Origin of the sequence: Pseudomonas sp. LG1D9, from assembly GCF_002949995.1 — a bacterium.
In the GTDB taxonomy this organism is placed as follows: domain Bacteria; phylum Pseudomonadota; class Gammaproteobacteria; order Pseudomonadales; family Pseudomonadaceae; genus Aquipseudomonas; species Aquipseudomonas proteolytica.
The window spans coordinates 5414075-5427411 of the sequence record NZ_CP026881.1 but is presented as its reverse complement, the minus strand read 5'-3'; the positions used below and the strand labels follow the sequence as shown (position 1 = coordinate 5427411).

Here is a 13337-nt window from a genome sequence, read left to right as displayed (position 1 = left end):
AGAACCCATGGCTCGCGGCGGCATCAATAAAGCAGTAGTTCAAACGGCACGCCTGGCAATCCTCGCCCGTGGCGAAAACCCCAGCATCGACGCCGTACGCATCGAGATGGGCAATACCGGCTCGAAAACCACCATCCACCGCTATTTGAAGGAGCTGGACGAGAGCGAAACCCGCCTCACCATCACCGAAGCGCCCATCGACGATGAGCTTGGCGAACTGGTCGCACGCCTGGCCCAGCGCCTCAAAGAGAAAGCCCAGGAGCCCATCGACCTGGCGCTGGCGCAGTTCGAACAGCACAAAAGCGCCCTGCTCGCCCAGGTAGAAGCGCTTGAAGCGGCGCGCAGCCAACTCCAGCAGCAATTCGATATCCAGGCCGCCGCCCTCGCCGAAGAAAGCGCCGCCCTGCAAACCGCCAGCACCAGTTTGCAGACCGAGCAAACCCGCAACGCCGGGCTAAGCCAGGCGTGCAGCGATTACGAGCTGCGGATTTCGGATAAGGACGAACAGATTCGTTCGCTGGAAGAAAAACACCTGCACGCGCGCGACGCCCTTGAGCACTACCGCAACGCGATCAAAGACCAGCGCGAGCAGGAACAACGCCGCCACGAAGGCCAGTTGCAGCAGCTCCAGGCCGAGTTGCGCCAGGCACAGCAGAGCGCCATGGTGCGCCAGGATGAAATCACCCAGTTGCATCGTGATAATGAGCGGCTATTGATCGAGCACCGAGTCACGGCCAAGGAATTGACCGCCTTGCAGGAACAAAGCCGCAAAGATCAGGCCCAGCAGCTCAAGTTAAGCGAACAGGTGAGCCTGATTGATAGCGAACGCACCCTGCTCCAGGAGCGTCTGCGGGTTGCCATGCTGGACAGCCAGTCACGCCAGGAGGCACTTGCCGAACAACAACACACTCACAAAACCCTGGAACTGGACCTGATCAAGGCCCAGGCCACCATCGAGGCGCTGCGCCTGGCCACCGTCGTTGCAACGGCGCCAGAGGCAGCAACCGAAAGCTGATCAGTCAGCCACTGGTGTGCGCATGGTGACGAATTCTTCCGCCGCCGTAGGATGCACGCCGATGGTCTCGTCGAAATGCTGCTTGGTCGCCCCCGCCTTGAGGGCGATCGCCAGGCCCTGGACGATCTCGCCCGCATCCGGCCCGACCATGTGGCAGCCCAGCACCTTGTCGGTGTCGGCGTCCACCACTAGCTTCATCAGCGTACGCTCCTGGCATTCGGTCAGTGTCAACTTCATTGGCCGGAAGCGGCTTTCGAAGATCTGCACGTTATGCCCATCGGCCCGGGCTTGTTCTTCGCTCAGGCCCACGGTGCCGATATTCGGCAGGCTGAACACCGCCGTAGGAATCATCGCGTAGTCCACCGGGCGATACTGCTCAGGCTTGAACAGGCGACGCGCCACGGCCATGCCTTCGGCCAGTGCCACCGGAGTCAGTTGCACGCGACCAATCACGTCACCAATGGCCAGGATCGAAGGCTCGGCAGTCTGGTACAACTCGTCGACCTCGACAAAACCACGCTTGTCCAGTTTGACCCCTGTGTGCTCCAGGCCCAGGTTATCCAGCATCGGGCGCCGACCGGTGGCGTAGAACACACAATCAGCCTCCAGCACACGACCGTCTTTCAAGGTGGCCTTGAGGCTGCCATCGGCCTGCTTGTCGATACGCGCGATGTCGGCGTTGAATTGCAGGTCCAGGCCGCGTTTGGTCAGCTCTTCCTGCAAGTGCTTGCGCACCGCACCATCGAACCCTCGCAGGAACAGATCACCGCGATACAGCAGCGACGTCTGTGCGCCCAAGCCTTGGAAAATCCCGGCGAACTCCACCGCGATGTAACCACCGCCAACCACCAGCACTCGCTTGGGCAGCTCTTTAAGGAAGAACGCCTCGTTGGAGCCAATGGCGTGCTCATGCCCTGGAATTTCGGGAATCTGCGGCCAGCCGCCGGTGGCGATCAGGATGTTTTTGGCAGTGAAACGCTGGCCGTTGATCTCGACCTCGTTGGGCCCGGTCAGGCGCGCATGGCCTTCGTGCAGGGTCACACCACTGTTGACCAGCAGGTTACGGTAGATGCCGTTGAGGCGATTGATTTCGCGATCCTTGTTGGCGATCAGTGTCGCCCAATCAAAGCTCGCCTCGCCCAGGGACCAGCCAAAACCGCTGGCCTGCTCGAAGTCTTCGGCATAGTGCGCACCGTAGACCAGCAGCTTTTTCGGCACGCAGCCTACGTTGACGCAAGTCCCGCCCAAGTAGCGGCTTTCCGCCACGGCCACCTTTGCGCCAAACCCGGCGGCAAACCGCGCCGCTCGCACACCGCCGGAACCGGCGCCAATTACATACAGATCAAAATCGTAGGCCATTTCACTCTCCTCGGCAGGGCATCAGGATACCCGCTTGCGCCCAAAAAACCAGAAAGCCACCCGAAGGTGGCTTTCTTGAGGTTCAACAGGCAATGCTTAAATCAGTAAGCCTTGCCAGTCTTGTAGAAGTGCTCGTAGCAGAAGTTGGTCGCCTCGATGTAGCCTTCAGCGCCACCGCAGTCAAAACGACGGCCCTTGAACTTGTAGGCAATCACGCAACCGTCCTTGGCCTGCTTCAACAAGGCGTCGGTGATCTGGATTTCGCCGCCCTTGCCTGGCTCGGTTTCTTCGATCAGCTTGAAGATATCCGGGGTCAGGATGTAGCGACCGATGATCGCCAGGTTCGACGGGGCATCTTCCGGCGCCGGCTTCTCGACCATGTCGCGTACACGGATCAGGCCATCGCCAATGTCGTCGCCAGCGATCACGCCGTACTTGTTGGTTTCCGAAGGATCGACTTCCTGCACCGCAACGATGGTGCAGCGGTACTTCTGGTACAGCTTGACCATCTGGGTCAAGACGCCGTCGCCTTCCAGGTTGACGCACAGGTCGTCCGCCAGGACAACGGCGAACGGCTCGTCACCGATCAGTGGGCGACCAGTAAGGATGGCGTGACCCAGGCCTTTCATCTGGGTTTGGCGAGTGTAGGAGAACGAACACTCGTCGAGCAGCTTGCGGATACCAACCAGGTATTTTTCCTTGTCGGTGCCCTTGATCTGGTTTTCCAGCTCATAGCTGATGTCGAAGTGGTCTTCCAGGGCGCGCTTGCCACGACCGGTAACGATGGAGATTTCGTTCAGGCCGGCATCCAGTGCCTCTTCGACGCCGTACTGGATCAGTGGCTTGTTTACCACCGGCAGCATTTCTTTAGGCATGGCCTTGGTCGCTGGCAGGAAGCGAGTGCCGTAACCGGCTGCTGGGAACAAGCATTTCTTGATCATATAAGTCCTTAATAAGGGCTGTGCGTACGAAATTCGGCGCAGTCTAATCAGGCCGCAGCGACCTTACAATGGGCGCTGCTGGCGTTGCGATGTCAACATAGAGAAAAAATGTCGGCGTTAGTTCCGCCCGTGTGCAAACAAGCGAACCCAATGGCGGCGGAAAAACATCCCACCCCCCCGATTTCAAAGGGCCGTATTCTTTTTAGCACGCTTTAGGGGGTTCGGCACTGACCTGCAACAACTTGCGCGCCCCCATGGCATTTGGCGCTATCATTACTCGCTTGAACCAGACCACGAGATTGTTAATAGATGTCAGAACCAAAAGGCGTAAACGGCTACCTGATCACCAAGCGAGCAGACGGCTGGCACCTGATCAATTTTCATGGCGACAGCGTTGCCGGGGCATTCGCTACCGAAAGCCAGGCGATTGCAGTAGCCGAAGTGTTTGTGGATGAGGCCGGCCACGCGTCGAGCAAACGACCAAAGGGCAAATAAGCCCTTGCGATTGCGCAAGAAGCCCCGGTGAACGGGGCTTTTTTGTGATTGTCTGTACCTTGATGGCCGTTGGCTATAATCTCGCTGAAAACGCCCCACGACAGTGTCTGCGCGCCCCTTAACATTTCTCAACGACGAACCTTACATGAACAAGATTCTGGCACTGATCTCGGTACTGGCGCTCGCCGGCTGCACCACCACTTCCGACATTTACCTGAAAAACGGCGAACAAGGCCTGACCATTGATTGTTCAGGCGAGGCCAACTCCTGGGCCAGTTGCTACGAGAAGGCCGACGCCTCTTGCGCGGGTACCGGATACCGTATCGTCGGCACCGAAGGCACGCCAGCCTTGAAGGACAGCGACAAGACCCTGGGCGCCGATGTGGGCAACTTCAAGGGCCGCAGTGTGGTAGTGGTCTGCAAGTAAACCGGGCGCTTACATGTGAATCTCAGCGAACTTGATACCAAGGCCGCGGATGGTGTCGATCAGGTCATCCAGCTTCTCAAACGATTCGACCTCATCATGATCATCCACCAGGAAAAAGCTGCGCCCGCCGCTTTTCTTGAAAAACACGATCCACTCCCCTGAATTGGCCGGATTTTGAATCACATGGGTCGCAGAGATGTGACCCTCTGCATGCCGCTCTTTGACACGTTCACGCTTCATAATTGGTTTTCCAGAATGACAATGCCGCTCAAACCCCGGGGTTTGAGCGGCATTTTTTGTGTTCAGGCAGTAGTTTAACGGATGCCTTGGCCAATCAGCACGCCATCGACCGTTTGCCCGTACAGATTCACCCCATCATTGGCGTGAAACTTGACGCGGGTTTTCTCCACGGAGCCGTCCACCAGTCGCGGGTCCTGTGGGCGCTCATGGCGATTGACGTAGGCTGCCACGTCCCAGGCCTGCTGGTCGGTCAAGCTCCCACCCTTACCCAGCGGCATGTTGTGCTTGATAAAAGAAGCCGCCGTGTTGATCCGATGCATACCGGCGCCCCAGTTGTAGGAATCCTTACCCCACAACGGTGGCATCACGTAGTTGTCGCCCACCTTCTGCCCCTGCCCCTCGGCGCCATGGCACACCGCACACTGCGCCTTGTACACCTCGGCACCTTGCGCCAGGTTGTAGCCTTTGGCCGGCTGTGGCACCTCGGGATAGCCGCGCCCCGGCAGCTCCACGCCCAAGGGTGCCTTGCTCGCCAGCCAGTAGGCATACGTCGACAGCGCGGTAATCTCGTGACTGTCGGCTGCCGGAGGCTTGCCGCCGTTCATGCTGAACTGGAAACAGCCCTGCAGACGTTCGGCGAACGTGTTGACCTTGTCGTTCTTTTTTCGGTACGCGGGGTACATCGGGTAGGCACCCCACAGCGGCGCCGAATTGGCCAAACGTCCCTGATCCAGGTGGCAGTTGCTGCAGTTAAGGCCGTTGCCGACGAACTGTGGCGCCAGGCGCTTGGTATCGACGAACAACGCATAGCCCTGCATCACCAGCTTGCCGTAGGCGTTGTCGGGCAATTCGCTTTCCTGAGGCGGCTGGAACGCCGTGGCGGCAGGCACCGCAGCGGGCACCTTCAGTTGCGACTGATCTTCCATGGCAATCGGTGCCGCCCAGGCAGGCGCACTGATCAACGCGACAAACACGGGTGCAAATGACAGCTTCTTCATGGTTTGACCTCCTGGCCAGGCAAGGAGGCGAAATAGTTTGCGATCCCCTGCACTTCGTCATCAGTCAGGGATTTGGCCACATGCCCCATCAGGTCATTGGGATCATTGTGGCGGGTGCCACTGCGCCAGGCATTGAGCTGAGCAGCCAGATAAGCCGCAGATTGCCCTGACAACGGCGGGAACGCCTCACCCACCCCCACACCCGACGGGCCATGGCAACTGACACACGCGGGGATCTGCCGCTCCCAGGCACCTTGCAGCGCCAGTTTTTCGGCAGGATTGGTGGGGGTAGCGCTGCGTGGGCCGGCTGGCACAACCGGCGCCGGCATCGCCGCCAGTGTCTGGCTCACCGCAGCGATTTCTTCCTCGGTCAGCGCCTTGGCCAGCGACGTCATCACCGGGTTGCTGCGCGCGCCACTCCTGAAATCATGCAGTTGTTTGCTCAAATAACCCGCTGGCAACCCCGCCAGCCTGGGAAACCCCGCAGCAGCCAACCCCAGGCCATCCGCCCCGTGGCACGCCATGCACGCGGCAGCGCCAGGCTGCGCGCCACCTTCACTGAATATCTTTTTGCCCTCCAGCGCTTGCGCGCTGCCGAGCATGAGTAGCAAGGCGCCACCCATCAACACTCTCTCCACAGACATCATCACGACTCCATTTTTATAGTTATATGCTTAGACCTACAATGCATAAGCCTACAAATGGTAGGGTAATGAGCTGACAGTCACAACCGCAGCGTAAGAAATTGCGGACAATAAAAAGCCCGGCACTGCAACCGCAGGCCGGGCTTCTTGATCGGAGTTGATCGCGTATGAGCGGCGCCGTGAACTCAGCCGGAAATGCAGTCTTCCGCAGCTTTTTTCACGTCACCCGGACGAATCGGCACATTGGACATGCTCTCGTAGAGCTTGATGCTGCTACCGCTGGAGCGGTCTTCAATTTCAAAAATGGCCGAAGGGTCAGCCGAAAACTTCTGCGGCACAATCACCCGCACACCTTCCTTGTGAGGTTCGATCTGCGACGGACGACGGGTCGACGACAGTTTTTGCACCACACACGCCGCGTATTCCTGCGGTTTTTTCCCGGAGATAACCGCCAGTGTCGGCGGTGTCTGCTTGATGTCTGAAACCGAAGCACATCCACCTATTGCCAGGGCCAGAACCAATACACTCCACTTCATACAAAACCTCCGATAAAGACCCTACGACAGCGGGGATGGTATTTTTCTCCCGCCCACGTAGGATTTATCCCTGATATATCGGTAAATAACTGTTTTAAATTGTCGAAGACGTCGACGACGACCCGATAATAAACGTGCTGGGGCTGATAAACTCCATCTTAACCTACGTATCGTTCTGATTTTTCAGAAAAAGCCCTTCTGGAGACACCCCCCATGAAATTCATCCACCAGCGCGAACACTTGAACGAAGGGGATATTGTCGTCATTGAATGCTCGCAGACCTGCAATATTCGTCTGATGAGCGATGCGAATTTTCGCAGCTTCAAAAACGGCGGTCGCCACACTTATCACGGCGGTGCATTCGATAAGTTCCCGGCCAAGATCACCGCGCCGAGCACCGGGTTCTGGAACATTACCCTGGACGTGGTGACGCGCCGTGCCATCAGCGTTACGCGCAAGCCGGCGTTGTCCCATAAAATCCGCATTGTTCGCCGCACCAGCACCAAACTCAGCTGATTGCGCCCCACGCCACAGGAACGACCGTGACTCAAACCACCAAATACGTCATCAAGTACAAACTCAACGGCGAGCGCCGCTTCGAATTTGCCCAGTTACACGCGGCGAGCATCGAAGAAGCCCAGCAGGCCTTGGCCAAGATTCATGATGCCAGTGACCAAATCACTGAAATCACTGTGAGCAAGGCCCTGTAAAATCCTCACCCGCAACGGAGTGATTGTGCAACATGGACCCTCATTCCACCGGTGATCTGTTCAGCGACGAGGCCTTGCAGCAGCCGGCCCGTCGCGAGCAGATTGGCGAACAGTCTTACGTCCTCAGGGGCTATGCCCTGCCCTGGCTTGAGCGCTTGTTACCGGAGTTGCGTGCGGTACTGGCCCAGTCACCGTTCCGGCAAATGGTCACCCCCGGTGGCTTTACCATGTCGGCCGCGCTGAGCAGTTGCGGTGACCTGGGCTGGACCACTGACCGCCAAGGCTATCGCTACAGCCCCATCGACCCCGAGCGCCAACAGCCCTGGCCGGCATTGCCGAACGTACTGCGCGAGTTGGCGACAACGGCAGCGGCCGCTGCGGGGTTCGAGGGCTTTGCCCCGGACGCCTGCCTGATCAACCGCTACGTTCCAGGCGCAAGGATGTCGCTGCACCAAGACAAAAACGAGCGCGACTTCAGCGCGCCTGTGGTCTCGCTCTCCCTGGGGCTGCCGGCGGTGTTTCTGTTTGGTGGGCATCAGCGCAGTGACAAGACCCAGAAAACTTCCCTGTTCCATGGCGATGTGGTGGTCTGGGGCGGTGTCGACCGTCTGCGCTTTCATGGCGTGCTGCCGATCAAACACGGCGTACACCCGCGCATGGGCCCACAACGGATCAACCTGACGTTTCGCAAGGCAGGCTGACCCTTGGTAGAACTTGGCGGGGCTCTTGGGGCTGCGGCAGCAGCCCCAAAACCAGCGACCTCGGTGTAGCTGACAGAACATGGTGAGGCTATTGGGGCGGCTTCGCCACCCAGCGCGGGGCAAGCCCGCTCGCCACAGGAAGCCTGCGATCCACCGTAAGTTGCAACCCTGTGCCAAGGGGGCTTGTCCCCCGTTGGGCTGCGGCAGCAGCCCTAAAACCAGCCACCTCGGTGTAGCTGGCAGAACATGGTGAGGCTATTGGGGCGGCTTCGCCACCCAGCGCGGGGCAAGCCCGCTCGCCACATTGAGCGCGCTACGGCAAACGTCATTGCCAGGGTGAATTCGACCGCAAGTAACGGAGTGTCCAACTCCACCTCAGCGGTTATTCTGGGTGCCACTGTTGCGCTGTCGAGCCATTGCCATGACCACTGAAGATGACCTGCGTTGGGCCGCGATTGTCGCCCGCGATGCCACAGCGGACCTGACGTTCGTCTACGGGGTCAAGACCACCGGCGTGTATTGCCGCCCCAGCAGCAGCGCACGTCAGCCACTGCGCAAGAACGTCGAGTTTTTCGACACCCCGCAGCAGGCCGAAGCAGCCGGCTACCGCCCCAATAAACGTACCTCGGCCGATCAGACCCAGGTCGCGCAGCGCCATGCGCACCTGGTCGCTGCGGCCTGCCGTCACATCGAACAGGCCCAGGCGCTGCCCTCCCTGGAGGACCTGGCCAACGGCGCCGGCCTGAGCCCGTTCCATTTCCATCGGGTGTTCAAGACCCTGACCGGGTTGACGCCGAGGGGCTACGCCCGCGCCCATCGCTCACGCAAGCTCAGGGCTCACCTGCTGGACAATCAGTCGGTGACCGACGCGCTGTACGATGCAGGCTTCAACTCCAACAGCCGCTTCTACGCGTCAGCCAACCAGTTGCTTGGCATGAAGCCCAGCGACTACAAGGCCGGTGGCACCCATAACGACATTCACTTCGCTGTCGGCGAGTGTTCGCTGGGCGCAATTCTGGTGGCCCAGAGCAATCGTGGCGTGTGTGCCATCTTGCTGGGCGATGATCCGGATCAGCTGGCGCGCGACCTGCAAGACCAGTTCCCCCAGGCCAATGTGATCGGCGCCGACCCCGACTTTGAACAGTTGATTGCCCAGGTAGTAGGGTTTATCGAAGCTCCGGCCCTGGGCCTGAACCTGCCCCTGGACCTGCGCGGCACCGCCTTCCAGGAGCGGGTCTGGCAGGCCTTGCGGGAAATTCCGGTAGGCAGCACGGCCAGCTATGCCGAGATCGCCCAGCGCATCGGCGCACCCACGGCATTTCGCGCCGTGGCCCAGGCCTGCGGCGCCAATTGCCTGGCCGTGGCGATTCCCTGTCACCGCGTGGTCCGCAGCGATGGCCATCTTTCGGGTTACCGGTGGGGCGTGGAGCGCAAGCAGCAGTTGCTCCAGCGTGAACACAACACCCCGCATGAACAATCGTCGACGTCCAGTGAATAATACAGACTGGCCTTGCCTGGGCCGCCCCTGTTAAAAGGGCCAGACCGTTAATCCACTGGAGAAGCACCCCATGAGCACCTGGCCAGACACGCGGATTCTTGACCTGCTGGGCATTGAACTGCCGATCATCCAGGCGCCCATGGCCGGCAGCACCAGCCCGCAGATGGTGATCGCCGCAAGCCAGGCCGGCGCCCTGGGCTCCATGCCTGCCGCCACCTTGAACATCGATCAACTGCGCCAGGCCCTGACCACTATTCGCCAGGCCAGCGAGCGCCCGCTGAACGTCAATTTCTTCTGCCATCAGCCGCCGGTCCCCGACTCAGAGCGCGATCACCAGTGGAAGCAGATCCTGGAGCCGTATTACCGTGAATTGGGCGCCGATTTTGACGCGCCCACCCCGGTCTCCAATCGCGCACCGTTCGACGATGCCGCCTGTGAAGTGGTGGAAGAGTTTCGCCCGCAAGTCGTCAGTTTCCACTTCGGCCTGCCGGAAAAGTCTCTGCTCGATCGGGTCAAGGCCACCGGTGCAAAAGTGCTGTCGTCCGCGACCACGGTTGAAGAAGCAATATGGCTGGAACAGCATGGCTGCGATGCAATCATCGCCATGGGCTATGAGGCCGGCGGGCATCGCGGGATGTTCCTCAACGACCGCCTGACCAGCCAGATTGGCACCATGGCCCTGGTGCCCCAGGTGGTGGATGCGGTCAACGTGCCGGTGATCGCCGCCGGCGGGATCGGTGATGCGCGAGGAATCGTCGCCGCGTTCGCCCTCGGCGCCTCGGCCGTGCAGATCGGAACGGCCTACCTGTTCACGCCCGAGGCCACTATCACGCCCTCCCACCATCAGGCGCTGCATAGCGCCCCGGCCAGCGAAACGGCACTGACCAACCTGTTCACCGGCCGCCCGGCGCGAGGGATCGTCAATCGGGTGATGCACGAACTGGGGCCAATTAACCCCACAGCCCCGGCGTTTCCCTTGGCCGGTGGTGCGTTGATGCCGTTGCGCGCCCTGGATGAAGCCGACTTCAGCAGCCTGTGGGCCGGCCAGGCGTTGCGCCTGGGCCAGGACCTGCCAACACGCGAGCTGACCCTGAGGCTGGCCCGCCAGGCGCTGGCACAACTCAACAAGGGCTAGACCCCTGAGGCAACTTTGCACTGTACCGACGATGGCGAACCGCTATATATTCACGTACATAGCGACTAACTCTAACAAGCCGCCACGTCGGCACTCCAAGGAGCTGCTTCATGATGATCCGCGCCTCACGCCTGGCCCCTACCGCCCTGATCGCCCTCTTTACCTTGGGCTCGGCCCAGGCCGACGAAGTCCAGGTGGCGGTCGCCGCCAACTTCACCGCACCGATCCAGGCCATCGCCGCTGATTTCGAAAAGGACACTGGCCACACGTTGGTCGCTGCCTACGGGGCCACCGGGCAGTTCTATACCCAGATCAAGAACGGCGCGCCGTTTGAAGTGTTCCTCAGCGCTGACGACACCACCCCGCAAAAACTCGAAAGCGAAGGCGACACCGTCAAGGGTTCGCGCTTCACCTACGCGGTGGGCACCCTGGCGCTGTGGTCGGCCAAGGAAGGTTATGTGGATGCCAAGGGCGCAGTGCTGAAGAGAAATGAATACCAGCACCTGTCCATTGCCAACCCGAAAGCTGCACCCTACGGCCTCGCTGCTACCCAGGTGCTGGCCAAACTGGGCCTGACCGAACAGGTCAAGAGCAAGCTCGTCGAAGGGCAGAACATCACCCAGGCCTATCAGTTCGTGTCCACCGGCAATGCCGAATTGGGTTTTGTGGCCTTGTCGCAGATCTACAAAGACGGCAAAGTCAGCAGCGGCTCGGCGTGGATCGTCCCTGGCGAGATGCATGACCCGATCAAACAGGACGCGGTGATCCTCAACAAAGGCAAGGACAACCCGGCCGCCAAGGCATTGGTTGACTACCTCAAGGGGCCTAAAGCCGCTGCCGTTATCAAATCCTACGGTTATCAACTGTAAATGCCGCTATCGAGTGCCGATTTTTCCGCGATCTGGCTGACCCTGAAACTAGCGTCGCTAACCACTGTGATTCTGCTGATCATCGGCACTCCCATCGCCCTATGGCTGTCGCACACGCGCTCCTGGTGGCGCGGGCCGATAGGCGCGGTGGTCGCCCTGCCACTGGTGCTGCCGCCGACGGTGATTGGTTTCTACCTGCTACTGACCATGGGGCCCCACGGTTACCTCGGGCAGTTCACCCAATGGCTGGGGCTGGGCACCTTGACCTTCAGCTTTGCCGGCCTGGTGATTGGCTCGGTGATCTACTCCATGCCGTTTGTGGTGCAACCGTTGCAAAACGCGTTCTCGGCCATTGGCAGCCGACCCCTGGAAGTCGCTGCCACCCTGCGAGCCAATCCCTGGGATACGTTTTTCAGCGTGATCCTGCCGCTGGCCCGCCCCGGATTTATCACCGCGTCGATCCTTGGCTTTGCCCACACCGTGGGCGAGTTCGGCGTGGTGCTGATGATCGGTGGCAATATCCCCGACAAGACCCGCGTGGTCTCGGTGCAGATCTACGACCATGTCGAAGCCATGGAGTACGCCCAGGCCCACTGGTTGGCCGGGGCCATGGTGGTGTTTTCTTTCCTGGTGTTGCTGGCGCTCTACTCCAGCCGTAAAACCAAGGCAGGCTGGAGCTGATGTCGATGATTGAAGTGCGCCTGCAACTGAACTATTCCGGGTTTGCCCTGGATGTTGACCTGAAGCTGCCGGGGCGCGGTGTCACCGCGCTCTACGGGCATTCGGGCTCGGGCAAAACCACGTGCCTGCGCTGCATTGCCGGGCTGGAGCGGGCCGGCGATGGTTTTGTGCAGATCAACGATCAGGTCTGGCAAGACAGCCGCAACGGTGTATTTGTGCCACCGCACAAGCGTGCCCTCGGCTATGTGTTTCAAGAGGCCAGCCTGTTTCCCCACCTGTCGGTGCTGGCCAACCTGGAGTTCGGCCTCAAGCGCATCCCCAAGGGCCAGCGCCGCGTAGACCTGGCCCAGGCCACGCAATTGCTGGGCATCGGCCACCTGCTCGATCGCCATCCGCAGCATTTGTCCGGCGGCGAGCGCCAACGCGTCGGCATCGCCCGCGCGCTGCTCACCAGCCCGCAGCTATTGCTGATGGACGAACCCCTGGCCGCCCTCGACAGCCAGCGCAAAGGCGAAATCCTGCCGTACCTGGAGCGCCTGCACGACCAACTGGAAATCCCGGTGTTGTACGTCAGCCATGCCCAGGATGAAGTGGCGCGCCTGGCCGATCACATTGTCCTGCTCAATGAGGGCAAGGCCCTGGCCAGCGGCCCGATCGGCGAAACCCTGGCGCGGCTCGACCTGCCGCTGGCCCGTGGCGACGATGCCGGCGTGGTTATCAATGGAACCGTCAGCAGCCATGACGCCCACTACCAACTGTTGACCCTGCAACTGCCCGACAGCCCGCTGCAAATGCGCGTGGCCCATGCCCCGCTCGACCTGGGCAAGCACCTGCGGTTCAAGGTCCAGGCCCGGGATGTCAGCCTCAGCCTGCAACCCGGGGAGCACAGCAGCATCCTCAACTGCTTGCCCGTGACCGTGACCCAGGAGATCCCCGCCGACAACAGCGCCCATGTGCTGGTGCGGCTCGACGCGGCGGGCACACCGCTGCTGGCACGGATCACCCGTTACTCGCGGGACCAACTGCAGGTGCATCCCGGCCAGGCGCTGTGGGCACAGATCAAGGCGGTTGCGGTACTGGCTTGAACG

Annotated in this window: 17 protein-coding genes; 11 read left to right on the top strand and 6 right to left on the bottom strand. The window is 60.5% G+C overall.

Features of this window, described 5'->3' with window-relative positions; genetic code table 11:
• Positions 1-7 precede the first annotated feature (7 nt).
• A complete protein-coding gene (locus C5F71_RS25140) occupies positions 8-1015 on the top strand; it encodes a DNA-binding protein (RefSeq protein WP_104912236.1) in 1008 nt (335 codons plus the stop codon).
• Here the strand turns inward: C5F71_RS25140 and gorA are convergent, their stop codons facing one another.
• Both gorA and galU read right to left on the bottom strand, forming a co-directional pair.
• The gene (gene gorA / locus C5F71_RS25135) at positions 1016-2374 is read right to left on the bottom strand and encodes a glutathione-disulfide reductase (RefSeq protein WP_104912235.1); all 1359 of its coding nucleotides are present in this window, start codon (positions 2372-2374) and stop codon (positions 1016-1018) included. It abuts the gene before it with no gap.
• Between the two features lie 101 nt (positions 2375-2475).
• Positions 2476-3315, bottom strand: a complete 840-nt coding sequence (gene galU, locus C5F71_RS25130; RefSeq protein ID WP_029294645.1) for a UTP--glucose-1-phosphate uridylyltransferase GalU — start codon at positions 3313-3315, stop codon at positions 2476-2478.
• 309 nt (positions 3316-3624) lie between these two features.
• Between galU and C5F71_RS25125 the strand changes: the two genes are divergently transcribed.
• Positions 3625-3810, top strand: a complete 186-nt coding sequence (locus C5F71_RS25125; protein ID WP_029294643.1) for a hypothetical protein — start codon at positions 3625-3627, stop codon at positions 3808-3810.
• Positions 3811-3955: 145 nt separating this feature from the next.
• Positions 3956-4237, top strand: coding sequence for a hypothetical protein (locus tag C5F71_RS25120; protein WP_029294641.1), 282 nt, complete (start codon positions 3956-3958; stop codon positions 4235-4237).
• Between the two features lie 9 nt (positions 4238-4246).
• On the opposite strand, the gene C5F71_RS25115 is transcribed toward C5F71_RS25120, so the two are convergent.
• From C5F71_RS25115 to C5F71_RS25100, 4 genes are all read right to left on the bottom strand, one after another.
• The gene (locus tag C5F71_RS25115) at positions 4247-4477 is read right to left on the bottom strand and encodes a hypothetical protein (RefSeq protein WP_029294639.1); all 231 of its coding nucleotides are present in this window, start codon (positions 4475-4477) and stop codon (positions 4247-4249) included.
• Positions 4478-4551: 74 nt separating this feature from the next.
• Entirely contained in the window at positions 4552-5475 is a 924-nt protein-coding gene (locus C5F71_RS25110; protein WP_092236345.1) for a c-type cytochrome, read from the bottom strand.
• Entirely contained in the window at positions 5472-6122 is a 651-nt protein-coding gene (locus C5F71_RS25105) for a c-type cytochrome (RefSeq protein ID WP_104912234.1), read from the bottom strand. The genes C5F71_RS25110 and C5F71_RS25105 overlap by 4 nt, the downstream gene beginning before the upstream one ends.
• Positions 6123-6304: 182 nt before the next feature.
• Positions 6305-6655 carry a hypothetical protein gene (locus C5F71_RS25100; protein ID WP_029294633.1) on the bottom strand — a complete coding sequence of 117 codons (351 nt, stop codon included), beginning with the start codon at positions 6653-6655 and terminating at the stop codon, positions 6305-6307.
• Positions 6656-6868: 213 nt separating this feature from the next.
• Here C5F71_RS25100 and C5F71_RS25095 point away from each other — a divergent pair, with 213 nt between their 5' ends.
• The 8 genes from C5F71_RS25095 (at position 6869) to modC (ending at position 13334) form a co-directional block, all read left to right on the top strand.
• Positions 6869-7171 carry a DUF1883 domain-containing protein gene (locus C5F71_RS25095; RefSeq protein WP_003173824.1) on the top strand — a complete coding sequence of 101 codons (303 nt, stop codon included), beginning with the start codon at positions 6869-6871 and terminating at the stop codon, positions 7169-7171.
• 26 nt (positions 7172-7197) lie between these two features.
• The gene (locus C5F71_RS29115; RefSeq protein WP_092236342.1) at positions 7198-7365 is read left to right on the top strand and encodes a hypothetical protein; all 168 of its coding nucleotides are present in this window, start codon (positions 7198-7200) and stop codon (positions 7363-7365) included.
• A gap of 32 nt (positions 7366-7397) precedes the next feature.
• Positions 7398-8066 carry a DNA oxidative demethylase AlkB gene (gene alkB, locus C5F71_RS25090; protein ID WP_104912233.1) on the top strand — a complete coding sequence of 223 codons (669 nt, stop codon included), beginning with the start codon at positions 7398-7400 and terminating at the stop codon, positions 8064-8066.
• A gap of 421 nt (positions 8067-8487) precedes the next feature.
• Complete coding sequence (ada, locus tag C5F71_RS25085; RefSeq protein WP_104912232.1) at positions 8488-9564, top strand: bifunctional DNA-binding transcriptional regulator/O6-methylguanine-DNA methyltransferase Ada; 1077 nt, start codon at positions 8488-8490, stop codon at positions 9562-9564.
• Between the two features lie 70 nt (positions 9565-9634).
• The gene (locus C5F71_RS25080) at positions 9635-10699 is read left to right on the top strand and encodes a nitronate monooxygenase family protein (RefSeq protein WP_104912231.1); all 1065 of its coding nucleotides are present in this window, start codon (positions 9635-9637) and stop codon (positions 10697-10699) included.
• Between the two features lie 113 nt (positions 10700-10812).
• The gene (modA, locus tag C5F71_RS25075; RefSeq protein ID WP_371923401.1) at positions 10813-11568 is read left to right on the top strand and encodes a molybdate ABC transporter substrate-binding protein; all 756 of its coding nucleotides are present in this window, start codon (positions 10813-10815) and stop codon (positions 11566-11568) included.
• Positions 11569-12249, top strand: coding sequence for a molybdate ABC transporter permease subunit (gene modB, locus C5F71_RS25070; protein ID WP_070996299.1), 681 nt, complete (start codon positions 11569-11571; stop codon positions 12247-12249).
• Positions 12249-13334: a molybdenum ABC transporter ATP-binding protein gene (gene modC / locus C5F71_RS25065; RefSeq protein WP_256588009.1), complete on the top strand. Its 1086-nt coding sequence runs from the start codon at positions 12249-12251 to the stop codon at positions 13332-13334. Before modB ends, modC begins: the two co-directional genes overlap by 1 nt.
• Positions 13335-13337: the final 3 nt, after the last annotated feature.

What these genes read in the sequence shown, in the direction of transcription:
- C5F71_RS25140 (WP_104912236.1), top strand. Translation starts at nt 8, where the DNA reads ATGGCTCGCGGCGGCATCAATAAAGCAGTAGTTCAAACGGCACGCCTG.
- gorA (WP_104912235.1), bottom strand. Translation starts at nt 2,374, where the DNA reads ATGGCCTACGATTTTGATCTGTATGTAATTGGCGCCGGTTCCGGCGGT.
- galU (WP_029294645.1), bottom strand. Translation starts at nt 3,315, where the DNA reads ATGATCAAGAAATGCTTGTTCCCAGCAGCCGGTTACGGCACTCGCTTC.
- C5F71_RS25125 (WP_029294643.1), top strand. Translation starts at nt 3,625, where the DNA reads ATGTCAGAACCAAAAGGCGTAAACGGCTACCTGATCACCAAGCGAGCA.
- C5F71_RS25120 (WP_029294641.1), top strand. Translation starts at nt 3,956, where the DNA reads ATGAACAAGATTCTGGCACTGATCTCGGTACTGGCGCTCGCCGGCTGC.
- C5F71_RS25115 (WP_029294639.1), bottom strand. Translation starts at nt 4,477, where the DNA reads ATGAAGCGTGAACGTGTCAAAGAGCGGCATGCAGAGGGTCACATCTCT.
- C5F71_RS25110 (WP_092236345.1), bottom strand. Translation starts at nt 5,475, where the DNA reads ATGAAGAAGCTGTCATTTGCACCCGTGTTTGTCGCGTTGATCAGTGCG.
- C5F71_RS25105 (WP_104912234.1), bottom strand. Translation starts at nt 6,122, where the DNA reads ATGATGTCTGTGGAGAGAGTGTTGATGGGTGGCGCCTTGCTACTCATG.
- C5F71_RS25100 (WP_029294633.1), bottom strand. Translation starts at nt 6,655, where the DNA reads ATGAAGTGGAGTGTATTGGTTCTGGCCCTGGCAATAGGTGGATGTGCT.
- C5F71_RS25095 (WP_003173824.1), top strand. Translation starts at nt 6,869, where the DNA reads ATGAAATTCATCCACCAGCGCGAACACTTGAACGAAGGGGATATTGTC.
- alkB (WP_104912233.1), top strand. Translation starts at nt 7,398, where the DNA reads ATGGACCCTCATTCCACCGGTGATCTGTTCAGCGACGAGGCCTTGCAG.
- ada (WP_104912232.1), top strand. Translation starts at nt 8,488, where the DNA reads ATGACCACTGAAGATGACCTGCGTTGGGCCGCGATTGTCGCCCGCGAT.
- C5F71_RS25080 (WP_104912231.1), top strand. Translation starts at nt 9,635, where the DNA reads ATGAGCACCTGGCCAGACACGCGGATTCTTGACCTGCTGGGCATTGAA.
- modA (WP_371923401.1), top strand. Translation starts at nt 10,813, where the DNA reads ATGATCCGCGCCTCACGCCTGGCCCCTACCGCCCTGATCGCCCTCTTT.
- modB (WP_070996299.1), top strand. Translation starts at nt 11,569, where the DNA reads ATGCCGCTATCGAGTGCCGATTTTTCCGCGATCTGGCTGACCCTGAAA.
- modC (WP_256588009.1), top strand. Translation starts at nt 12,249, where the DNA reads ATGTCGATGATTGAAGTGCGCCTGCAACTGAACTATTCCGGGTTTGCC.